Source organism: Kordia sp. SMS9 (genome assembly GCF_003352465.1).
Taxonomy (GTDB): domain Bacteria; phylum Bacteroidota; class Bacteroidia; order Flavobacteriales; family Flavobacteriaceae; genus Kordia.
Map to the genome: position 1 here is coordinate 5,131,386 of NZ_CP031153.1, position 25,949 is coordinate 5,157,334.

Here is a 25,949-nt window from a genome sequence, read left to right on the forward strand (position 1 = left end):
TTGATTTTTTATGACATTGAACTTGATACACTATCCATTGGTGTTTTTTTGATGATACACAATACTTTCAATAGTCGTTTTGAATTGAAATAAAACTTGCTTTAACTCAAAACAAAGGAAGCTTTATGTCGGATTTGTTACAAATTTTAGGTGGTATCAAATAGGTGTCATTTTTGTTAAAAACTGAAAATCAACATGTTACCATTTTTCAATATTTTTTAAAAGACTACAAAGCATACAATATTCATAAGGCACATATTTATATGTTATTAATTTATTTCTATAGAATTAAGTATCTTATTCTGGTATTTGTTCAATAATTTGAAACGTGCTAAAGTTCAAAAAGTTCCCTGGATGCGCCAATACGTTTTGCAAAATGAGTGGTGAGTCTGCAACGCCACCTTCGTATTGTGTGGTTCCGCTCATATCTACATCATTGTTATTGTAACCGTTGATGATGAAGGTGGAAAAGTTGAGAAAGTTTCCTGGATCGTTTAACGCAGCTGATAAAATAGCGGTCGTATCTGGTGTTCCTCCTAAGTATTGAACAAAATTGTCTCCATTTACATTTCCTGCCCACATTCCTAACCTATTGTTAGGCATTCCTGCATCGGTTTGTGCATTACTTCCAAAAGTGATTGGATTGGTTGCATTGGTAAAGTCAACATCTACACGACTTCCCAATAAAGCTACAGGAGTTGCTGTCATCACTCCCAAATGATTTCTGTGCTTTACAACAACAAAATAATTGTCTCCAGGAAGCACGAATTTTAAAATAGAAACGCCGCTTTCATCTACAATATCACCGTCGCGTTGTAATAGTGCGGATGTTCCTTCGATAATCAATGAACTATTGGTAGCATCACGTAATTCTACAAAAACCCAATCTACAATAGCATTTGCCCCTGTGGTATTGAATACTGAAGCTGTAGTGGTAACACCATCACCAAAAGGAGAAGTGATAGGGATGAATCCTGCCGCGCGCAAATCGTCTCGCATTAGGTTTTCTTCTCCTGTATTGGGATTGAGTGCTGCTCCTTGTAAAAATACTTTTGCTGCTAAGGTAATATCCACTTGAATTTCTGTGATGGAATTAAAGTCTGTCCAACCTCTATCTAAATAAATTTGTGTAGTTCCTAAAGGAATGATGAGATCTATAGACGCATCTCTGTTTCCAAATTTTCTTGCTCCAGACGAAATTCCATCTGGGTTTGAACTTAAATATGTAACAGTTGTAATGGCTGGGCTATCAAAACTCCTAAAGCTTAATAAGGTTACATTTCTTCCTAAGGTAACTGTTGTTAAATTTGGAAGCGCGGCAAAGGCTCTTGTACCTATATCCACTACACTATTAGGGATGACTACATCTGTAAGTCCTGATCCCTGAAATGCTCCTTCATCAATAACCGTTATGGTTTCTGGTATGCTCACTGTGGTAAGTGGATCATCTCTAAAAGCATTGAAGCCTATGTTTGTTACAGTTAATGTATTGCCGAAGAAGCTTACCGTTTCAGGAATTATAACACTTCCTGATGCATTATTTCCATTGTTAAAACTTACGGTATGTGGGTTGTTACCTGTAACTATATATGTGAGCCCATTGACATCAAATCGGTATCCAATATTTGGAACACCATTAATAGTTGCAAAGTCAACGTCCCAACCAGCAGCAATATATGAATCTTCACTTCCTGTAGGTACTGTAAGTTGAATATTTGCAGGAATTCCTGTAAAAGTATCGGTTCCTAATGTTGGAGCAACAGGATTGTTCACTGTTACTGAAGTTATTGTAGTGTTGTCTCTAAAAACATTATCAGCAATCGTATTTACAGTAAATGTAATATTAATGAATGTAATAGTTTCTGGAATCGTAATGTCTCCAGTGGCAATTACATTCGTAATCAATTCTAATGTATTCGGGTTTGCTGAAGTTACACGATACCTAAATTCAGCCACTTGAAATACAGTTCCGATTACAGGGTTTCCATTCACAGTAAAGAAATTAGAAAGCCAACCAGCAGTAGTATAAGAAGCTTCACTTCCATTAGGAATAATCAATTCTTTTTCAAAAACTGTTGATTCAAACACATCTGTTCCCAAAGTTGGTGCGGTTGGATTGTTAGATGTTACAGAGGTCAATGTTGCATTAAAAAAAGCTCTATCTCCAATAGTTACGACACCCGAAGGAATACTAATACTTGTTAATGTACTATTATCTCTAAAGGCATTTGCATTAATAGCTGTAACATTTAACGTAATTCCATCAATAGTAACGGTTTCTGGGATTATAACATCACCCGCGATATTATTACCTGCGATGTCGTTATCATTTAGTACGATTACTGTATTAGGATTTGCTCCTGTGACTCTATAGGTAAGTCCATCAAAAACAAATATTGAATTTACTACAGGTATTCCATTTACAGTAAAGAAATTAGCAGTCCAACCCGCGGCATCGTATGAAGCTTCACTTCCACCAGGAATGGTCAGTGCTATATTGGAAGGCGTATTTTCAAACACATTTGTTCCCAATGTTGGTGCGGTTGGATTGTTAGATGTTATAGAGATCAATGCCGAATTAAAAAAAGCTCTATCGCCAATAGTTACGACACCCGAAGGAATACTGATACTTGTTAATGCGCTATTATCTCTAAAGACATTTGCATTAATTGCTGTAACATTTAACGTAATTCCATCAAGGGTAACAGTTTCTGGGATTGTAATATCACCCGCAATATCATTATCATTTGATACGGCTACTGTATTAGGATTTGCTCCTGTGATTATATAGGTAAGTCCATCAAAAATAAACGTTGAATTCAATACTGGTATTCCATTCACAGAAAAGAAATTAGCAGGCCAACCTGCTGCATCATACGAAGCTTCACTTCCTGCTGGAATGGTCAGCGCTATATTGAAAGGTGTATTTGCAAACACACTATTTCCAAGTGCAGGTGCTACAGGATTGTTTGAAATTACAGTAGTCAATATTGTGTCTCTGAAAGCATTACCACCAATTGATACGACACTTGCTGGTATGATAACACTTGTTATCTGATTATCACGAAACGCATCTCCATTAATGGTAGTAACACTAAAAGTGATACCATTAAGGGTAATGGTTTCTGGGATTGTAACATCGCCTGTCGCATTGTTTCCACTTCTCAAATTGAGTGTATTTGGAGTTGCTCCTGTGACTATATAGGTAAAACCATTGTCATTAAATCTTGCATCCACTACAGGAATACCATTCACTGATAAGAAATTAGTATTCCAACCTGCCGCATCGTACGAAGCTTCACTTCCACTTGGAATGGTCAACGCTATATTAGAAGGTGTATTTGCAAACGCACTATTTCCAAGTGCAGGTGCTACAGGATTGTTAGAAATTACAACAGTCAATGCGGTACCATTGAAAGCATTGCTTCCTATTGTTGCTACACTTGTTGGTATGGTAACACTTGTGAGTTGGTTATCGCGAAACGCACTTCCATTAATTGCTGTAACATTAAAAGTGATTCCTTCAAAAGCTACAGTTTCTGGTATACTAATATCGCCTGTAGCATTGTTTCCATTTCTCAGTGAAAGTTCATTTGGACTTGCAGTAATTACTCTATATGTGAATCCATTGTCATTAAATTCTGTTCCGATAACAGGAATACCATTCACAGAAAAGAAATTAGCATTCCAACCCGCCGCATCATACGAAGCTTCACTTCCTGCTGGAATGGTCAACGTTTTCGTCGAAGGCGTGCCACCAAACACATTGTTTCCAAGTATAGGTGCGGTTGGATTGTTAGAAATTACAGCAGTCAATACCGTACTTCTGAAAGCATTATTTCCTATTGTTGCTACACTTACTGGTATGGTGACACTTGTGATTTGATCATCACGAAACGCTTCTCCACTAATTTCAGTAACATTAAAAGTGATTCCATCAAAGGTTACGGTTTCTGGGATTGTAATATCGCCTGTGGCATTGTTTCCACTTCTCAAATTGAGTGTATTTGGAGTTGCACCTGAGACTCTATACGTGAATCCATTATCATCAAATTCTGCTCCCACTACAGGAATTCCATTCACTGAAAAGAAATTAGTATTCCAACCTGCAGCATCGTACGAAGCTTCACTTCCTGATGGAATAGTCAGTACTATATTTGAAGGTGTATTTGCAAACGCATTAGTTCCAAGTACAGGTGCTGTGGGATTGTTTGAAATTACAGCCGTCAATGCGTTACCGTTGAAGGCATTAGCACCAATTGATGCTACACTTACTGGTATAGTAACACTTGTGAGTTGATTGTTAAGAAAAGCATCAACTCCTACACTAGTTACTGAAAATGTTGTGCTATTATTTGTTACATCTTCTGGAATTACTAAATCTGTAGTTGCAGGTGTTCCTCCTATGATTTGTACTTCATTAGGTGTTAACGAAGTCACCGTATAATTTATATTGTTATCTGTAAACGTAGTACCTACTTGAAAATTTACAACGCCGTTTACAGAACGAAATCCTGTCCAAGTAGCTATTTCATAAGCTGTTTCACTTCCTGAAGGAATGGTTATATCGATAGCAATTCTATTCCCAAAAGTATCATTAGTTCCTGTGGTTATACTAGGCGGTGTCGTAGCCTGCGAATTTATTGTTGTTAAAGAGTTATTTTCAAAAGCACGTTCACCTATAGTTGTAATGTTTGATGGTAATGTAAGGTTTGTTATTGAATTATTTAGAAAAGCACTATCTCCAATGCTTGTAAGACTCTCTGGCAGATTGAGGCTTGCTATTTGATTGCTGAGAAAAGCACGATTTCCAATGCTTATAAGTCCTTCAGGTAAATTTAGACTTATGAGTTGGTTGCTTCGAAAGGCATCTTCTTTAATAGTAGTAATGGTCGCTGGTATCGTAACAGCTGTTAATTGTTTATTTTCAAAGGCATCAACTCCCACACTTGTTACTGAAAATGTTGTACCTCCATTCGTTACATTTGCTTGAATTACAAAATTTGTAGCAGGTGTTCCTCCTGTAATTTCTACTTCATTAGTTGTTTGTGAGGTAACTATATAATTCAGGTTGTTTTCTGTAAACGTAGTACCCACTTGAAAATCTAAAACTCCGTTTACAGAATTAAATCCTGTCCAAGTAGCTGTTGCATACGCTGTTTCACTTCCTGGCGGAATGGTTAAATCGATAGCACTTCTATTTCCAAAGCTATCATTAGTACCTGTAGTTATGGTAGGCGGTGTCGTAGCTTGTGAATTTATCGTAGATAAATTATTCGTTTCAAAAGCTCTAGCACCCACACTCGTGACTGTTGAAGGCAGCGTAAGGTTTGTAAGCTGATTTATTCTAAAGGCTTCATTACCTATGGTTACTAATCCTTCAGTTAGCGTTAGACTTGTTAAAGGATTGTTCCGAAAAGCAACGGCTTCTATCGTAATTACACTAGCAGGTATGTTTAACGTAGCTATTTGATTCCCTGAAAAAGAAGCTTCACCAATAGCAGGCAAACCAGCTGGAAACGTAACATCCACTAATCCATTTCCTTGGAATGATTGAAGTCCCAGACTCATAAGGTTTTGTGGTAAAACAAGATTCGTTAGCTGATTTTGCTGAAAAGCTTGTTCCCCTATCGCAGTGATAGTTGTTGGAAAATCAACTGAGGTTAATCCTGATTGTCTAAAAGCTTGATTCCCTACACTAGTTACCGTAAACGTATCTACACCATTCGTTACGGTTGCTGGAATCACTAAATCTGTAGTCACAGGATTTCCTCCTGTAAGTTGTACTTCATTAGGAGCAGTGACTTGGTAATTTAAACCATCAACAGTAAATGTTTGCGCTTCTACAGCACATACTGTAAAAAGTAATAGCAGTAGGCTTGTTATTTTTGCTTTCATATCTTTTTAGTTGTCGTTTGGTAATTGCTCTAAGATTTGAAACGTACTAAAGTTTAAGAAGTTCCCTGGATGCGCCAATACGTTCTGTAAGATGAGTGGCGAATCTGCCGAACCTCCTTCGTATTGTGTGATACCGTTCATATCTACGTCATTGTCATTATATCCATTGATGATAAAGGTGGAAAAGTTGAGAAAGTTTCCAGGATCGTTTAACGCTGCCGATAAGATAGCCGTAGTATCTGGTGTTCCTCCTAAGTATTGAACAAAATTATCTCCATTTACATTTCCTGCCCACATTCCTATGGTATTGTTAGGCATTCCTGCATCGGTTTGGGCATTTGTTCCAAAAGTTACTGGATTGTTGGCATTACTAAATTCTAATACATTTGCTGTAGATCGTAATGCAGTAGTTGCTACAGATGCAATTCCCAAGTGATTTCTATGTTTTACCGCGATAACATAATCGTCTAACGCTGTTGTAAATTGTATGGGCAACACTCCATCTGTTCCTACTACATCACCATCGCGTTGTAGTAATGCCGATACACTTTCAACCACATTTGTATTGTCAATCGCACTACGCAATTCTACCAATACCCAATCGACAATAGCATCTTCACCTGTGATATCAAATACGGTAGCATTTACCGTAGCGCCATCTCCATAAGGAGAAGTGGTAGGGATGAATCCTGCTACGCGCAAATCATCACGCATTAGGTTTTCTTCTCCTGTAAATGGATTTAAACTAGCGCCTTGTAAATACACATCTAATACCAATGCTTTGGAAACGCCACTGATGGATTTAAAGTTAGACCAACCTCCATTGAGATGTGGTTGCACCGTTCCTGATCGCACATATAAATCAATGTTAGAACGATTGCTAAAGGTATTATTAGCATTACTTTGATTATTCACCGTAGGTGGCGTAAATCCTTCTAGAATAACCGTTTTAAGCGGATTGTCTCGGAAAGATCTTCTTGCCACATTCGTAATGGACGCTGGAAGAATGACCGTTGTCAATTGATTATTTTGAAAGGCACTTTGTCCAATACTTGTAACACTTGACGGTAAGCTTATGGATGTAAGTTGACTGTCTCTAAAAGCATCCGTAGCAATGGTTTTTACGGTAAAAGCTTCGGTTGCATTGGTTACTATACTTGGAATTTCTAATGCTCCCGGACTTATAGTGCCAACGGCTGCAACTTCGTTGGGATTTAATGTTGTGATTCTGTAGGTAACATTATTTTCTTCAAATTCATTAAAAAACGCTGGATCTTGTCCGTTGATTGATGCAAAACCTGTCCAACCGCTCACCAAATAATTTAATTCTGTACTAGCAGGAACGGTAAGCGCTATATTTCCACGAATTGACTGAAAAGGATCATTACCTGTAAACGTTAGTGGCGTTGGATTTAACACAATAACTTCCGTTAACGGATTGCTTCTAAAACAATTATCGCCTAGCGAATTTATATTAGCGGGAATGGTCACCGTTGTCAATTGATTGCTTCTAAAAACTTGATTTCCAATGGCTGATAAATTTTCAGAAATGCTTATACTTGATAAATTATTTGCTTCAAAGGCAGCATTTCCTAAAGCAGTGACTGTATTAGGGATGAGTAAGTTGCCTCCTATTTGGTTTAAGCGAAAGGCTCTAAAATCAATACGTGTCACACTTGTTGGAATGGTTAAACTAGAAATTTGATTGCTTTGAAACGCAAAATCATCAATAAATCGCATGGTATTTGGGAGTTGCACACTCGTTAGATTTTTGTTTTCAAAAGCACTTACACCAACCTTAACCACTGAAAAACTTAAGCCTTCTGTTGTTACACTCGCATCAATGACTAGGTCTTGCGGAATGTTGGTGCCACCTGTAATTTCCACTTCATTAGGATTGATTGCAGTTACTCTATAATTGAAGTTATTCTCTGTAAATTCAGATCCAACCCTAAATTGCGTAATTCCATTAATCGTACGAAACATATTCCAACCTGCTGCTGTATAGGCAGCTTCTGTTCCCACTGGAACTGTAACATCAATTGTTGCTGGATTCGAAAAAGAAAATGAACGAATGGTTGGTGGCGTGGTTGCCAATACATCAAAGGTTGTAATTGGATTATTATTAAAAGCTCCTCCTTCAATACTTGTAACTGCTGCGGGTATGGTAACGCTTGTCAACTGATTAACTAAAAATATATTTTGTTTTAGTACTGTAATATTTGGAGGAATGCTAATCGTTGCTATTTGATTGGTCTGAAAAGCAGATGCACCCAATTCTGTAAGATTTGTGGGTAAGGTAACACCAGTAAGCTGATTATTTTTAAAAGCTCTTTCTCCTATCTTAGTAACTGTAGTAGGAATGGTTACACCTGTTAACTGATTGTTTTCAAAAGCAGCATTAGCAATTTCGGAAACTGTATATGTAGTACTATTGAATGTCACTGTTGTTGGAATTACCGCAGTACTTCCCGTAATGGAACTATCAAGTACAGCTACTGTATTCGATGATAATGAGTTAATACCATAAGTAATATTATTAACTTCAAAGTTGAAAGCTGTTCCGTTAATTGTAGCAAATCCTAACCAACCATTTTCTAAATAAGAACCTTCTTCGCCTGTGGGTACTGTTAGTGTTACCAAACTATTATCGTTAAACGCAAAGACTCCTAACGTAGGTGCTGTTGTACCTAAAGCGGTTACTTGTGTTATTGCTGAATCTTCAAAAGCATAATCACCAACAGCTCTTATGGTAGCAGGAAGTGTAATACTTGTTGCTAAAGCTCCGTATAATGCGCCACTTTCTATTTCTACGACACTAAAGTCAACTCCTTGAAATGTTACCGAACTTGGTACGGTAAAAGCACCTTCTGGAGTACCAAAAACTAGTGCTACTTCATTTGGATCAAAGTTAGTAGCTTCATATTCGATGCCATTGACAATAAAGAATGTGCCGCCGCCCCTTTCAGTTGGTTGCGCAAAACTTATTTGATTGGTTACACATACTAACAATATGCATAACAGCTTGTGTAATTCTTTTTTCATTGTATTCTTATTTAGTAGTACGATTAGTGTATTGCATCTAGTATTACAATACTTCGGAATTAAATATGAAAAAGGAAGAAATTTGCAGGTAGTAAGTGATAAAGAAAATGCTGTTTACACACTAAATATAAGTACCTTTTTTTAACCAATCACAAGATGTTTTTTTACATCTTTCAAACTTCTATTTTTACGTATTTAATTCGAAAACAAAAGAATGTAGATATAGAAATAGAAGCAAGTTTTTAGCGGGCTCAAATAGACCTCGTTTTTTGTATTTTACTGAAAAACAGTATTTTATATGTGAATCGTTTTGTTTTTTAGATGAAGAACAACGCTATAAAATCAATTTGTAAAGTCATCACAAAAATATGTGTTAAGAAGATGCAGAATCGGTGGTGTTTTTTCCTTCAATATAGGCAATCATGTCTTCATTTGGATCGATATCTAATTTTTTACGAATTCGATAACGTAACGATTTGATCGATGCCAACGAAGTGTTGAATAATTTGCTGATTTCTGTGCCGCCCAAACCTAATTTTATCATGCAAAGCAATTCTTTTTCACGTTGTTTTAATTTTGGGAATTTAGTATCGAGCAAAATTTTAAATTCCATGTTTACTTCTTCCAAATATTCTTGTAAACTGGCCGTTGATTTTTTGGCTGTTTTTTCAGAAAGTAAGGATGCTGACAATGATTTTAAAGCCATTTTTCGTTCTTTTTCATTTTCAAACGTGATGATTTCTTTAATATCATCTAAGGTTTTATTTAAAACTTCTTCTGTGATAGAATTTTCAATGACCACTTTTTTCAATTCATTTTCACGATTGGCAAGGATCAAATCTGCCTTTATTTTTTCCATTTGTTGCAATGCCAACTCCTTTTCTGCCACAGCTATTTTTTGCCCTTTTCGTTTATTAATAATATAAATTAACACTGCAGCGAGTAGCAACACCACGAAAATCAGTATGAAGTAGAGACTTTTTTTGGTGGATTCATTTTCTAATTTAATGGCAGCAATTTCTTTTTCTTTATCAAATTTGTAATTCAATTCTAATTCTGTAAAACGTTTGGCTTCTGCAAGATCATTGATAGAATCGTAATAGATTTTGTGCATATAAAAATCATTCATGGCAGCTTTATAATCTTTAAAGTGCGCATTTATATTTCGTCGTGACTGGTATATCAGCGATAAATAATCTTTACTTTTGGCACGTTTTGCATACACAATAGCACTGTCCATCGCCGCCAACGATTTTTCTTTTTCTTTTAAAAAAGCCTGTACTGCTCCCATATTCAAGAAACAAGAACTCAATCCTAGATACCTTTTTAATTTCTTATGAGGTGCTATCATACGTTTATATGTGATCAAAGCTTTTTCATAATTTTGATCCGCCACATAATACGTCGCAAAATTGGTATCCATCTCAATTTTACTTTGCAGAGAATTCACATAGTTTTTAGCTAATTTTAGATAATATAATGTGGAGTCATTTTTCTTTAGACTTTGGTAAAATGAAGAAGCGTACATACTGTATGCTGCAAACAAAGCTGTAGAATCCTTGTATTTTTTTCCTAGTTGAATCGCTTTTTTATAATAGTTTCTAGCTTCAATGGAATCATTATTTTTCATTGAGAGTGTTCCTCTAATTTGATATGATGTTGCTAAACTTTTATCATCTTTAATTTCATTAGCGAGATCTATGGATTTTTGAAGATTTTCCAAAGAAGTAGTCAATTGGTCTTGTTGTTCATCACAACTAGCCAATATTTGGTAATATTTTATTCTTTGCTGTTGATAATAACGACTTTTGCTTTGTGTATTTTCTAATAATTTTTGAACGTTCAACAAAATTTGTCGTGTACTGTCTATATTAGATTCATTGATATATTCCGCCAACTGCAGTTGCAACGGAATTTTTAAAGAATCAACTGTTTCTTTTTTTATCTGCAATTCTAAAGCCGTTGCAATACTGTCTTTTTCTTGTGCGCTTACAAAAAACACAATGCACATAAAAACTAGAAATACTATTTTTTTCATATATTTTGTTTTGACTGCTGCTATAGTATCATGGAGTTTAGAGATAGATATACTTTTATTTCAAAATTTTGTTTACTCCTTTTTATACAGAGTAATTTTTTTTACTTTCAATATACTGAATGATATCATCGTCAGAATTTAATCCTAATTTTTTACGAATTCGATATCTTGATGATTTAATGGAAGCAATTGTGGTGTTGAATAGTTTACTGATTTCTGAAGTGCTCAATCCCAATTTCATCATGCACAATAATTCTTTTTCGCGTGGTTTTAGCGTTGAAAAATGTGTGTCTAATTGCACTTTAAAATCCATACTTACCTCATCCAAATAGTTTTGCGTATTAGAGATCGTACTTTTAGATTTTTTTTCAGAAAGCAAGGATGCTGACAAGGATTTTAGCGCCCTTTTTCGCTCTTTTTCATTTTCAAACGTGATGATTTCTTTGATATCATCCAACGTTTTGTTGAGTACTTCTTCGGTAATGGAGTTTTCTATGACTACTTTTTTGAGTTCTTTTTCACGATTCGCTAAGGCTAAATCAGCCTTTAACTTTTCAACCTCTTTCATCTCAATTTGGTTTTTTGCTAATTGCAATCGTTGTTTGTTGTTTTTTCGAAGCAATATCAACCCAATAATTGCGGCCACAACAGCAACTAAAAATAAAATAATGTACAGTGTTTTTTTCGATTGCTCATTTTTCAACTCAATGGCTGCAATTTCTTTTTCTTTATCAAATTGGTGATTCAATTCTAATTCGGTAAAACGCTTTGCTTCTTGCAAATCATTAATAGAATCATAATATATTTTATACATTTCAAAATCTTGTATTGCCGCTTTGTAATCTTTAAAATATAGATTGATGTTACGTCGTGACAAGTACTGAGATTCTAAAAAATCTTTATTACCTAAAATTTTTGCATATGCAATTGCGCTGTCCAACGCTTGCAACGATTTTTCTTTCTGATTTAAAAAAGCATAGACATTCCCCAAATTCAAATAACAATTGCTTAGTCCGAGATAATTTTTGAGTTTTTTGTGTGGTTCAATCAAGCTTTCATACATTTTTCGCGCTTTTTCATAATCTTGATCAAATATGTAAAATGATGCTAAATTCACATCGGTATGTATCATATTCTCAAGAGAATGATCATATTTCTTTGACAAATTCATATAATATGCCACAGAATCCTTGCCTTTGTTTTCATGATAAGACAACACGCCCAAATAAATGTAACTATCTGCAATTCCGACAGAATCATGGATGCTTTTTCCAATTTCAACAGACTTTTTGTAATATTCTTTTCCCTTGATGGTGTCTTTATTTTTTATGGACAAACTACCTCTGATACGATACGATTTTCGCAAACTAATCGAATCGTGAATAGCAGTGGCAATGTCAATAGCTTTCTGCACATGCGCAAGTGAAGTCAAAATATTATCCTGTAATTGGTCACAATCTGCAAGGATTTGATACATTTTTGCTTTTTGTTTTTGGTAGTACAAACTATTCACATCAGTATCGTCAATGATTTTTTTTGCTTTTAGTGTAATGGCACGCGCCTCGTCTACATCAAATTTATAAACATGTTCTGCCAGCTGTAATAACAACGGAATTTTTACAGAATCGATGGTCGTTGTTTCTATTTGAAGTTTGAGTACATCTTCAATATCCTCCTGTGTTTGTGCCCGTACAGATAAAGAATACAAAAACAACAATACTATTATTTTGAGTACTTTCATTAGGCAGAATTTAGAGAATTTTAGTTGAAGAAACAAAGTTACCATTTCATTTTTTCAAAGAAACTTAAAAAAGGTAACACAACAAATGTGTATTACCTTTTCACTTACAATTTATCGTACTAACAACAAAGTATGATACTATTTATAATTAATTTGCTGGCAATTGCTCTTGTATTTGAAAAGTGCTAAAGTTTAAAAAGTTCCCAGGATGCGCTAATACATTTTGTAGAATGAGTGGCGAATCTGCAAATCCACCTTCGTATTGTGTGGTACCACTCATATCTACATCATTATCATTATACCCATTGATGATAAAGGTGGAAAAGTTGAGAAAGTTTCCTGGATCATTTAGCGCAGCTGATAAAATAGCGGTTGTATCTGGTGTTCCTCCCAAATATTGAACAAAATTGTCTCCATTTACATTTCCTGACCACATTCCCAAGGTATCAACTGGCATTCCTGCATCGGTCTGTGCATTCGCACCAAAAGCAATTGGAACAGTAGCATCTGTAAAGTCAATATTCACACGATTACCATCTAATTGTTGTGCGCTATTTGTCATCACACCTAAATGATTTCTATGTTTGATAGCTACAAAATAGTTTTCAATTGGTGATGTAAATTGTAAAATTCCACCTCCGTTCACATCAACCACATCGCCGTCGCGTTGTAATAAAGCCGATCGTCCTTCTATCACTATTGAACTATCTGTTGCATCACGCAATTCCACAAAAACCCAATCCACAATGGCATTATTTCCTGTTACATTAAAAACAGCAGCATTACACGTAAGCGCATCTGCATACGGAGAAGTGGTAGGAATGATTCCTGCTACGCGCAAATCATCTCGCATCAGGTTTTCTTCTCCTGTATTTGGACTTAACGCTGCTCCTTGCAAAAATACTTTTGGTTCTACAATCACAGTTCCTTGTTCTATAATCGATTTAAAACCTGTCCAACCTGCATCTAAATAGGCTTGTCTTGTCCCTTGCGGGATAAATAAATCTGTTTTCGCTTTATCACCAAAAGTTCCACCATTTACAGTTGCCGGATTTACACTTTCTGAAATAATTTCTGTTAAACCAGTGATGAAAAAAGCTTCTGAACCAATTGAGGTTACACCTGCAGGAATCGTCACATTTAGTAGGTTACTATTATTTCGAAATCCTCTAAATTCAATTGTAGTTAAGGTACTTGGGAGACTAATAGTACGTACACTTCTGTTTCTAAATGCTGAGTTCCCAATGGTCGTAATGGTAAAATCCAATCCGCCTTTTGATAAGAGTTCTGGGAAAATAAAGTCTCCATTAGGTACATCTCCGTTTCTTGCAACTGCACTTAGTGTATTTGGTGAAAATGAAAGTATTTCATAGCGAATTCCATTCACGGTAAATCTACTTCCTACTGAAGGTCCACTTCCATTTACGGAGAAGAAACCTGTCCAACCTGCGTTGTCGTAGGTAGTTTCAGTTCCATTTGGAATCGTTAGACTTATGTTTTCATTTTCTCCAAAAGAATTGGTTTCAATCGTAGCAGGAGTTGCTCCTAAAGCAATGACTTCTTCTAAACTTGTTGTATTGAAAGCATTGGCTCCAATAGCAGTTATAGTTGCTGGAAGCGTGACACTCGTAATGTTTTCATTTTGAAAAGCACTAGCATTGACACCTGTTACTGAGAATGTAGTTGTGTTAAAAGTAACTTGTTCAGGAATCACCAAGTCTCCCGTTACAGAACCTCCATCTACAGCTACTTCATTCGGATTGAGCGATGCGATTTCATACGTTATCCCTCCGTCAATAAAGGTTGTACCAATAGCGCCATCTGACAGTTGATCATTTACGGTTAAAAATCCTGTCCAACCTGCATTTGTATACTCCGTTTCAGTTCCACTTGGAATGGTCAAATTAATTACAGATCTATCACCCAAACTAGAAGCAACAATCGTTGGTGGTGTGGTTGCTTGCGCATCCATAGACGTAAGTGGCGTTGCTGTAAACGCGTTGCTTCCTATGGATGTAACATTGGCTCCTATAACTACAGAAGTAATTCCTGTATTTTGAAACGCACTATCTATAATTTCAGTAACGCTAAACGTAGTTCCACTAAATGATTCGGTAACGGTTGCCGGAATGACAATATTTTGATTTTGAGACGCATTCGCAATGTCCAATACGGTTACCTCGTTTGGATTTACGGCAATCACTTCATATTGTAGATCGCCTTCTGTAAATCGAGCGCCAATTTGAAATTCTCCATTAATACTTCCAAAACCTGTCCAACCTGCAGCTATATAATCATCGATGACCGATTGCTGGTTTGGAATGATAGACAAGTTAATGGTACTTCTTCCACCAAAACTGTTCGATTCAATAGTGGCTGGTGTAGCACTGTCTGCTGTAATTGAATTTAATGGATTGCTATTAAAAGCTTCAACTCCTATGGTTTGAATATTTGCAGGAATGGTAATCGCTGTCAAAAGATTTTCACTGAAAGTATTTACTTCAATTGTTGAAATAGTTGTCGGAATGGTCACACTTGTCAATTGATTGTTTCGAAAAGAAAAACCTTGTAAATCTGTTAAACTCGCTGGAAAACTAATACTTGTAATTTCATTATTACGAAACGAATCATTTCGTATGGTTTGAAGGTTTGTAGGAAGCGTGACACTCACCAAATTGTTATCTCGAAACACTCCTACGTTAATTACTGTAATTCCATCCGGAATGACAATACTGGTCAATTGATTGTTACGAAATGCACCAGATCCTAATGTTGTGAGTGAAGATGATAAATTAACACTTGTGAGTTGATTATTACGAAAAGCATCAACGTCAATAGTCTCAACTGTAGAAGGTAACACCAAACTCGATATTGAATTATCTAGAAAGGCAAATCTACCAATGGTAATAACACCTGTTGGAATGGCTACACTTGTTAATTGATTATTTCGGAATGCTTCCCGATCAATCACATCTAAAGAGTTTGGTAGTGAGATACTGGATATGGTATTATTTATAAAAGCTCCTTCTCCTATAGTCACTGTTCCAAACGGAATTGTTACACTTGTTAATTGATTGCCTCTAAAAGCATTTACACCAATAGTTTCTGGTCCGGATGTGAATGTAACCTGTGTTAAATCATTATTTAAAAATGCGTCTTCACCAATTGTCGTTACGGATGCTGGCAATGTGATAGACATTAAATTGTTAGCTTCAAAAGATTCACCACCAATTACTTCTATACTTGCAGGAAACACAACACTATTCAAATTTCTAGCTCTAAAAGCGCGAAATCCAATAGCAGTAATACCAAATGTGATTCCATTTTTAGTTGTAGTAGCAGGTACTATCAAGTCAACAATTCCTGTTCCACCGCCTGTGAATTCTACTGTATTTGGGTTGACACCATTTATTGTATAATTGAATCCATCTACAGAAAAATCAGAACCGATAAAAGGTGTTCCATTGATAGAAAAGAAGCCTGTCCAACCACCATTTACGTAGGATGCTTCTGAACCACTTGGTACTGTTAAGCCAATGTTTCCACGATTTAGAATACTATTCGTCTCAAGTGTAGGCGCTGTTATTGCCTGCGAAATGATTTCAACGAGTAAATTATTGTCATTAAAAGCTTCAGTAGCAATCGTAGTTACCGAAGCTGGAAGTGTAATGGTTGTTAAGTTATTATCCTCAAGTGCTTCTGTTCCAATAACTTCTACATTGGTTGGTAGTACAACACTATTTAGATTTCTACTTCTAAAAGCACGAAGCCCAATAGCGGTTACGGTAAATGAAATATTGTTTTTAGTGGTTGTAGAAGGTAATACTAAATCCGTGCCGCTTCCACCACCTCGTATTTCAACTGTATTTGGATTGACACCATTAATTCTGTAATTAAATCCATCCGCAGAAAAATCTGAACCTATAAAAGGGGTTCCATTGATCGAAAAGAAACCTGTCCAACCGCCATTTACATACGAAGCTTCCGAGCCGCTTGGTACTGTTAAACCAATATTTCCACGATCGTCAATACTATTTGAGTTAATAGTTGGTGCGCTAGTCGCTTGTGAAATTACTTCTGTAAGCGGATTATCTCGGAACGCTTCATTATCAATTATCGTAACAGAAGCAGGAAGTGTAATAGTTGTTAAATTATTGAGTTCAAATGCTTCCGTTTTAATCCTTTCTATGGTGTTTGAAAAAGTTACACTATTGATTGAAGCGCCTCTAAAAGCTCTAAAACCTACACCAGTAACCGTATATGTATCTCCAGATTGTGGTTCAAGTACCGAAGTAGGCATTACTACATCTGTAATTCCGTTTAAACGTGCAGCAACCTCAACTTCCGCTGGGTCTTGCGAAGTAACTCGATAACGCAAATCACCAACATCAAAAAGACCTCCAACTGGAATTTCTCCATTGACTGTATTAAAACCTGTCCAACCTGCTTGACGATAGGTTTCTTCCAAACCGTTTGGCACTGTTAAATCCACATTACTACGGGTTCCAAAAGAGCTGTTAGAAATAGATGCAGGAACGGTTCCTAAAGCTATGACTTCAGTTAATCCACCACCCAAAAAAGCTTCACCTCCAACGGAAGTCACACTTGCTGGAAGCGTAATGCTCGTCAATCCGCCATTATCTCGAAATGCTCGGAAACTAATGGTTGTAATGGTATTTGGTAAAATAACACCATTACCTGCTCCGTTTCTGTATGCAGAGTTGCCAATGGTAGTTACCGTATATATAGTACCAACACCGTCTGTCGCGGTGCTTGGTATTGTGAGTGGAATACTTCCATCACTTCCACCTGTGACTTCAACCTCGTTTGGATTGGTTGATAATACGTTAAAATTAAATCCGTTGTCGGAAAATGTTTGTGCAGCACTTATGATGACAAAAAATTGCATCACAAGCACCATTAGTTTTGTTTTTTTGATATCTGCCCTTATCATAATATATAGTATTGGTTAATGAATTGTTTGTTTACGTAGGCTTATTTATAATTCAATACTAGCTTTAGTTAGAGGCATTCTTAAAACTAAACTTTATGTTGACAAAAGTAGTGTCAAATTTGGCAGAAGGATGTAACAATACCGCATATTACTGATACATTTCCGACATATCGTCGGTTTTTTTACAGCGATGCTATGCATGCATAAATTATTTAAAATCAAGCAATTAAAATAAACTATTACGATTTCGCTTATAAATTTCCGTAGCATGCTGTCGGATCGTTACCATTTTTTTATTTTTGCATATGATTCAGAAAATTGCGCTTGGCGGAGGTTGTCATTGGTGTACTGAAGCGGTTTTTCAATCGTTGAAAGGCGTGCGACATGTAGCACAAGGTTGGGTACAATCAACCGAAGAAAATGATAGCTTTTCGGAAGCTGTTATTGTACAGTTTGATGCATCTGTAATTCCGTTGAAGATGCTTGTGGAGATTCATCTACGAACGCACAAATCGACCGTGCAACATTCTATGCGGAAGAAATACCGTTCTGCCATTTATTATTACGATCAGGCGCAACAGCAGTTCGTTTCTGAACTTTTAGCTACACTACAGACTGAGTTTGAAGAAAAAATCATCACGCAAGTGTTGCCGTTTATTTCGTTTAAAGCTTCGCGCTCAGCAATTACCAATTATTACTATTCCAATCCACAAAAGCCTTTTTGCGAACAGTTTATCAATCCGAAATTGAAATTGTTACTTGAAGAATTTTTAAATTATACAGCGCAAGAAAAGTTGAAACATTTAGGAAACTAGGCAGTTCTATAAATTCCTGCCTGCGCAAGAATGACAGCATTAAACAAGAAAATTTCTCAAAAAACAATGCAACTTCAATACTAGAAAGTGTACCGAAGTTATCTTTTTAAATGGTTTTATACTTTTTGTTTGAAAGCAACAGATTGCCACTAATTTCAATGAAATTCTCGCAAAGACGTTTCAAAAAAATCTACAATCGTACATTCTCACTATTTTTTCACCAATACTGCATTTTCAAGTTGAAGTTCTTCCAATGCAACATCATAATTCATGACACTTCCTTTTACCTGTACTTTTTGTCCTTCCTTAAATTCGTCCATAGACGTTCCTTCTGCAAATCGGAAATATACACTATCATCTAGTAAAACGCCTTTTTTATCTTTTGACGTAATTACACCAGTAAGTAGTACTACCTTTTTAGCATCTGTCCAATCTTTATGATTTTCCTTAATTGTGCTTAAAAATTCTTCGGTACTTCCTGAATATTCAGCTTTTACATTCGAAATATCTGGATCGCCCATTAATGAATACGCTACAAAGAATGCCAATGCAAAGGAGATTAAAAACGTAATGAGGAGAAAACTTTTTTTAGGTAATGCCATGATGCTATTTTTTTTATTGATTGATTTTATTGATATTCAAAAGTGCCGTAAGTGCTTAAAATCGTTAGTTTCTTGGTTTCAGAAGCTTCTACGCGACCGACAATTTGTGCTTCCACGTTGTACGATTTTGAAATCGCTATAATGTCTTCGGCAACTTCTGGGGAAACGTACAATTCCATGCGATGGCCACAATTAAATACTTGATACATTTCTTTCCAATCCGTATTTGACTGCTCTTGAATGAGTTTGAATAAAGGTGGAATGTCAAACATGTTGTCTTTTACAATGTGCAAATCGTCTACAAAGTGCAATATTTTGGTTTGTGCGCCACCACTGCAATGCACCATTCCGTGAATTTGCTCCGAGCTATATTTCGCTAAAATACTTTTGATGATTGGCGCATACGTTCGCGTTGGTGATAATACTAGTTTTCCAGCGTTCAAAGGTGCATTTTCAACAGCATCGGTCAATTTTGTATGTCCAGAATACACCAAATCGCTTGGCACCGCATTGTCAAAACTCTCTGGATATTTCTCGGCTAAATATTTGTGAAACACATCGTGACGTGCAGAGGTGAGTCCGTTGCTTCCCATGCCGCCGTTGTATTCCTTTTCGTAGGTTGCTTGCCCAAACGAAGCCAATCCAACGATAACATCGCCTGCTTTGATGTTTGCGTTGTCAATAACATCTTTTCGTTTCATACGAGCTGTTACGGTAGAATCGACAATAATAGTTCGTACCAAGTCGCCCACATCAGCCGTTTCGCCGCCTGTGGAATGAATCGTGACACCAAATGCTTTTAATTCTTGAATGAGTTCTTCACTTCCGTTGATAATTGCGGAAATGACTTCACCAGGAATGTTGTTTTTGTTTCTTCCAATCGTAGAAGATAGCATGATATTATCTGTTGCGCCCACACACAATAAATCGTCAATATTCATAATGAGTGCATCTTGTGCAATTCCTTTCCACACAGATACATCGCCTGTTTCTTTCCAATACATATAGGCTAAGGACGATTTTGTACCTGCGCCATCGGCATGCATGATCAAACAATAGTCTTCATCATTTGTTAAATAATCGGGTACAATTTTACAGAACGCTTTCGGGAATACTCCTTTATCAATATTTTTAATAGCGTTATGCACATCTTCTTTCGATGCAGAAACGCCGCGCAGTGCATAGCGTTTTGATACTTCTTGACTCATAGTTGTGTTGTTGTACTGCAAAGATAATTTTTTCATGTAAACACAGGAATGTATCACTAGATAAATATACGATGAATGTCGTATTTGTTCATTCCTCATTAATTGTTTAATTTGTTTCATACTGAAAAACAACAATATGAAACGTTTTCTCCTCCTCTTTTTTTGCCTTTTAGCAATGCATACTTCCGCCCAAGAAGTGAAAACACAAAAAGAACTTTTGGGTATCCCGAATACAGATTTGGTCAACGATTTTAATTTGAAAGTTGGAAATGAAACTGTGATTCCTAAAACAATTAATGAAAAACAGTTTGATCAACGAACAAAGAGCGGTTCGCAAGAAATTAGTACCACTTTAGAACGGGCAAAAACGTGGAATTTTGACATTGAAAATAAACGGATTACAACGCATTCCATTGTTTATCAAAACAAAACTACCACCGAAAATTACACCTATAACCAAAGAGGAAATCTAATAGAATACCATTATAAAAGTCCAAATTTCACCTATGAGCATATTTTTTCATACCTAGCAAACCAGGATTTTAGTTACAAAAAGAAATACGCTGAAGACGCCAATAGTTTGCAACAAGAGTTTAAAAAAACGAACTACGGATATATTTCAAATGGACTTACGTTTCAAAAATTTTATTTGAATAAAAACCTAGTTGATAAGATTGTTACGAATTATAATAGCAACGAACCTTCTGAAACATTTTACACCTATAATTCTAAAAATCAACTACTTAAAACAGATTCTCCTTTTGGAATTACAAATTACACATACAATTCAAATGGCGAAGTGGAAACTTTTGTGGAAACCTCAAAAAATTCGAATACTGTTACCAAAAGAAACTATATATATGTGTATGATGCCTATGGAAATTGGACGATTTCACTATCACTTTTAGATTTGAGTTACGCACAAGGAATCCAAAGTTTTCCAAATCCAAGATTGCGAAAAATCACGTATAGTAATGGCGAAGTTACTGGAACAACCAATATTGATGAAGTTGCCACTGAACTTATTATGTTGCGAAAAAAAATTCGTCAAGAAGCAAACACTTCACTTTCTGGCGCTGCTACTTGGAAAAAAGTGGATGCTGACAATTTCACATTCTTCATTGGAAAACAAAGAGTTACTGCTGGAAAAAATGCACGCATGGGCGATCATTTGTTATTTTACAGTGCAAATACAAAAGAATTATTTCTCTTAGAAAATTTTGAATCGCAAACAATTAACACCGTAATTGAAGCCAAAAAAATGACCGTTGCTACCGAAAATGGTTTTTGGTATCGAATCCCGAAAGGTGGCGTACATGTGTTTTTGAATGATGGAACGTATATTGACAAGACACAAATTTTTGAATATGCTCCCAATAATAAAGATGTGTTTTTTAAAGGTGAGAAACATTCTGAAAAAGTGGTTTTAACAAATTATAGAACTGCAACATCTTATACTGTATATCCTGTTACGTTGCTTCGGAATTATACAAATACTTCTTCTGGAAATATGACAGACAACGCGCAACAGTTGGCAAATAGTTTGGATGAATATTCTGAATATTTTACAGGCGAATGTGTAAAAGGCGATTGCACAAACGGTTACGGAGAAAAAGAATTTAAAGACGGAAAAACTGCAAGTGGTTTTTTTAAAGATGGAAAAGTATATGGGCCGATACACACGGCAAGTAAGAATGATAAGAAAAGTTCATTTTCGGTTTTTAAAGGTTCATTCCTCGATCAAGAAGGATTTGCGTATGAATACAATGGTGATAATTTGATGATTTTTACAGATAAGTCTAAAAATATTGGTTTTTATAATGATTATAAAACGAAAAAAACCTATCAATTGAATTATAGAAACGGAAAAGTCATTTCTAAAAAAGAACTACAGTATAATAAGTCAACAACCTGTGTCGTTGGAAATTGCAGCAATGGAGTCGGGATTTACGAATACAGCAATTCTACGTATATGGGAACGTTTAAAAATGGTAAAAGAGATGGTTTTGGCTATTTATTTTTTAAAGAAGGAGAAAGTAGTTATATCGGTGAATTTTACAATAATAATTATCACGGATTAGGAACGTATTCAAGATCTGAATTTGATTATTATATGGGCTATTACCAAAACGGAAAACCACACGGACAAGGCGTTCAATATTATTCAAAAAATAATTACAAAGCTGGAAATTGGGTGAATGGTTCGTTACAAGCTAAAAGTACTTCAAATTCGGTTTCAAGTTCAACTTCAACTTCGAGTTCAACTTCAAAGACAAGCTTTTCAGAAGCACAAAAAAACAAAGTGTTGGCATGTAAAAATGATGCTAAATGTGTTTCAAGATATCTTACAAGTTTGTACGTTGAAGAACGAAAAAGTCTATCTGGAGAAGCATTAATCAGAAAAACAACCGATTATTTTCATAGTGTATATATTATGAATCCGAAGTTGGCATACACTACATTGTTTAAAATGGACATCAGCTTGATTGATCTTAAAATGTTGCCACAAGCGGTACAAGACGATTTAAGAGCTAGAGCGCAGAAGTTATCTGATGCGTATCAAAAACATAGAAAATCGCAAGGGAATTAATTCTATAAATGTTTCTCAAAACACACACTTTCGGGTGCATCAATGTAGGGTTCGTAATTTGGAATGCGTTGGTAGTTATTTTTTTCATAAAACCGAATCGCTTCTGGCAACATGGTTCCTGTTTCCAACACACAACGTATATTTCCAAGTTCACGTGCCCAAGTTTCAAGTTCGGATAAAATAGTTATGCCTAAACTTTTTCCTTGAAGTTTTTGACTGATGTACATACGTTTAACCTCCACAGTATTTTCATCAAATTGCTTAATTGCACCACAACCAATAGGCGCGTCATCCAAATACAATACGATGATATGATGTAACTCTTCCAAACCATTAAACTGACTGTAAAATTCATCACTTTCACCATTTTGGATGCTTAGAAACGCATCAAGCTCTTTGACCAAGTTGATGAAGTCTTGATTTTTGGAATTGGTTCTTTTGGTTGTCAGGTTCACTTTTTGTCTTTTTGTTGATTTGTTGATTTCAATATTCGTCAGTTCGAGTAGCAAATCTGTGATTTGGTGTATCGAGAACAGCTTTGATACGTGAATAGTTTATTTTGAAATAATTCTAATTCAAAGTACTTCTCGATACAATTTTTCTTCATTTTATTCCGAAAAACCACTCGAAGAGACGTCTGATAAATTCAACTTGAAACTGAAATCGAATTTAAAACTGTAAACGTTATTTTAGATCCAAAAGTTCCTTTGAGCGAAGTAATTCAAGATTTCAAATTCAGCATTTCAAAAGCAAAGCGATCCAAAAAACCTATCTCGTAAACAACAACTCTCTATATTTTACCAAGGGCCATAAGTTATCATCGACTAACAACTCCAACTTATCACAGTGATAGCGAATTTCTTCAAAATACGGTTTTACTTTATTGCAATACGCTTCTGCTGCTTTTTGTCCGCTGAGTTTGTTGGCTTTTTTGCGTTCCTCAATCATTTCATTGACTTTCGAATTGATCCCTGCAATGTGTCTCGAAATTTTTTCGATCAAGTCGATTTGTTCTGCGGCAAGCTTTTTAAAATCTTTTCCAAAAATTTCTTTCAGTCCGCTCACGTTTTCAATCAAGGTATTTTGATAGCCAACTCCTGTCGGGATCACATGATTTCGCGCAATATCTCCTAACACACGGCCTTCTATTTGAATACGCAAAATATATTCTTCCAATTCAATTTCATGACGCGCCTCTACTTCTACCTGACTCATTACGTTCATTTCTTCATATAAAGAAAATGCTTTCTTAGAAATCTGAGCTTTCAGCGCTTCTGGCGTCGTTTTATTGTTGCTTAAACCGCGTTTTTTTGCTTCCTTTTCCCAGGCTTCTCCATATCCGTTTCCTTCAAAACGGATCTTTTTAGAGTCTTTTATATATTCGCGTAAAATATTGAAAATAGCTTCGTCTTTCTTTAAATCTTTTTCTGCAACCAAGGCATCAACTTCTACTTTAAAGTCTTTTAATTGCTTTGCAATGATGGTATTTAAAACCGTCATCGGACCCGCACAGTTTGCCCATGAACCCACAGCGCGCAACTCAAATTTGTTTCCCGTAAAGGCAAATGGCGATGTTCGGTTTCTGTCTGTGTTGTCTAATAAAATCTCTGGAATTTTACCAACGATATTTAGTTTTAAGTCTGTCTTTTCTTGTGGCGATAGTTTTCCTTTGGTAACATTTTCCAATTCATCCAATACTGCCGAAAGTTGCGAACCTATGAATACCGAAATAATGGCTGGTGGCGCTTCATTAGCTCCCAATCGGTGATCGTTACTTGCACTTGCAATGGCAGCTCTGATTAATTCTTCATTGTCATGAACCGCTTTGATTGTGTTGACAAAAAACGTTAGGAATTGTAAGTTTTTCATCGGCGTTTTCCCCGGACTCAATAAGTTGACACCTGTATTTGTAGCCAATGACCAGTTGTTATGCTTCCCCGAACCATTAATGCCTGCAAAGGGTTTTTCGTGAAATAGTACTTTGAACTTGTGACGCTGTGCTACTTTTTCCATCACATCCATGAGTAAGGAATTGTGATCAACGGCTAAATTGGCTTCTTCAAAAATCGGTGCCAATTCAAATTGATTTGGTGCAACTTCATTATGACGTGTTTTTACGGGAATTCCCAACAACATACATTCGTTTTCCAAATCGCGCATAAAGTTCATGACTCGGCTCGGAATGGAACCAAAATAATGATCGTCTAGTTGTTGTCCCTTTGCGGGAGAATGTCCTAATAAGGTTCTTCCCGTAAGGGTAATATCGGGTCTTGCCGAAGCCAATGCGGCATCAATTAGGAAGTATTCTTGTTCCCAACCGAGAGAAGCATTTACTTTGGATACATTTTTATCAAAATATTTACATACAGCAGTTGCCGCCGTATCTACTGCTTGCAATGCTCTTAATAATGGTGCTTTATTGTCTAGTGCTTCCCCTGTATATGCTACAAAAATCGTAGGAATACACAAAGTTGTTCCATATATGAATGCGGGCGATGTTGGATCCCACGCAGTATAACCTCTGGCTTCAAAGGTATTGCGAATTCCACCATTTGGAAAACTGGAAGCATCGGGTTCTTGTTGTACCAATTGTCCGCCACCAAATTTTTCCATGGCACGTCCGCTTCCAATAGTTTCAAAAAAAGCATCGTGTTTTTCTGCTGTGGCACCTGTTAATGGTTGAAACCAATGTGTATAATGTGTTGCTCCCTTACTAATTGCCCATTCTTTCATTCCTGTAGAAATTTGATCGGCTACTTTCCTATCGATTTTGGTTCCAAACTCAATGGCATTCATGACACTTTTATAGGCGTCTTTAGTCAAATGCTGCAACATGGCATGTTCATTAAATACATTTTCGCCAAAGATTTCTGAGCGCCGTCCTTTTTCTTCTATTTCAACAGGTGTTCTGTGTAATGTTTCTTGAAGTGCATTAAATCTGAGTGTAGACATGGTGTATTGTTATTTTTTTACAAATATATCAATTTTAGTGTATTTTTTTACCTCAAAATAACCATACCCCTAAAAAATAGGGGTTGTTAATAAACATTTGATAATT

General features: G+C 36.0%; 11 protein-coding genes. 2 read left to right on the forward strand and 9 right to left on the reverse strand.

The window, feature by feature from the left end; genetic code table 11:
* Positions 1–297 precede the first annotated feature (297 nt).
* The 5 genes from KORDIASMS9_RS21750 to KORDIASMS9_RS21770 form a co-directional block, all read right to left on the reverse strand.
* Positions 298–5,898 carry an S-layer family protein gene (locus KORDIASMS9_RS21750; protein WP_114904873.1) on the reverse strand — a complete coding sequence of 1,867 codons (5,601 nt, stop codon included), beginning with the start codon at positions 5,896–5,898 and terminating at the stop codon, positions 298–300.
* A gap of 6 nt (positions 5,899–5,904) precedes the next feature.
* Entirely contained in the window at positions 5,905–8,943 is a 3,039-nt protein-coding gene (locus tag KORDIASMS9_RS21755; RefSeq protein WP_114904874.1) for a leucine-rich repeat domain-containing protein, read from the reverse strand.
* A 373-nt stretch (positions 8,944–9,316) separates the two neighbouring features.
* A complete protein-coding gene (locus KORDIASMS9_RS21760; protein WP_162820110.1) occupies positions 9,317–10,981 on the reverse strand; it encodes a hypothetical protein in 1,665 nt (554 codons plus the stop codon).
* 82 nt (positions 10,982–11,063) lie between these two features.
* Positions 11,064–12,722, reverse strand: a complete 1,659-nt coding sequence (locus KORDIASMS9_RS21765; protein WP_162820111.1) for a tetratricopeptide repeat protein — start codon at positions 12,720–12,722, stop codon at positions 11,064–11,066.
* A 148-nt stretch (positions 12,723–12,870) separates the two neighbouring features.
* The gene (locus KORDIASMS9_RS21770; RefSeq protein ID WP_240321192.1) at positions 12,871–17,631 is read right to left on the reverse strand and encodes a leucine-rich repeat domain-containing protein; all 4,761 of its coding nucleotides are present in this window, start codon (positions 17,629–17,631) and stop codon (positions 12,871–12,873) included.
* 350 nt (positions 17,632–17,981) lie between these two features.
* Here KORDIASMS9_RS21770 and KORDIASMS9_RS21775 point away from each other — a divergent pair, with 350 nt between their 5' ends.
* Positions 17,982–18,491 carry a peptide-methionine (S)-S-oxide reductase gene (locus KORDIASMS9_RS21775; protein ID WP_114904878.1) on the forward strand — a complete coding sequence of 170 codons (510 nt, stop codon included), beginning with the start codon at positions 17,982–17,984 and terminating at the stop codon, positions 18,489–18,491.
* A gap of 209 nt (positions 18,492–18,700) precedes the next feature.
* Here the strand turns inward: KORDIASMS9_RS21775 and KORDIASMS9_RS21780 are convergent, their stop codons facing one another.
* Positions 18,701–19,093: a hypothetical protein gene (locus KORDIASMS9_RS21780; RefSeq protein WP_114904879.1), complete on the reverse strand. Its 393-nt coding sequence runs from the start codon at positions 19,091–19,093 to the stop codon at positions 18,701–18,703.
* A gap of 26 nt (positions 19,094–19,119) precedes the next feature.
* Entirely contained in the window at positions 19,120–20,301 is a 1,182-nt protein-coding gene (locus KORDIASMS9_RS21785; RefSeq protein ID WP_114905326.1) for an AIR synthase related protein, read from the reverse strand.
* Positions 20,302–20,437: 136 nt separating this feature from the next.
* On the opposite strand from KORDIASMS9_RS21785, the gene KORDIASMS9_RS21790 reads away from it, so the two are divergent.
* Entirely contained in the window at positions 20,438–22,891 is a 2,454-nt protein-coding gene (locus KORDIASMS9_RS21790; protein WP_114904880.1) for a hypothetical protein, read from the forward strand.
* 2 nt (positions 22,892–22,893) lie between these two features.
* On the opposite strand, the gene KORDIASMS9_RS21795 is transcribed toward KORDIASMS9_RS21790, so the two are convergent.
* A complete protein-coding gene (locus tag KORDIASMS9_RS21795) occupies positions 22,894–23,346 on the reverse strand; it encodes a GNAT family N-acetyltransferase (RefSeq protein WP_371412748.1) in 453 nt (150 codons plus the stop codon).
* Between the two features lie 313 nt (positions 23,347–23,659).
* The gene (locus KORDIASMS9_RS21800; RefSeq protein ID WP_114904881.1) at positions 23,660–25,843 is read right to left on the reverse strand and encodes a glutamine synthetase III; all 2,184 of its coding nucleotides are present in this window, start codon (positions 25,841–25,843) and stop codon (positions 23,660–23,662) included.
* Positions 25,844–25,949: the final 106 nt, after the last annotated feature.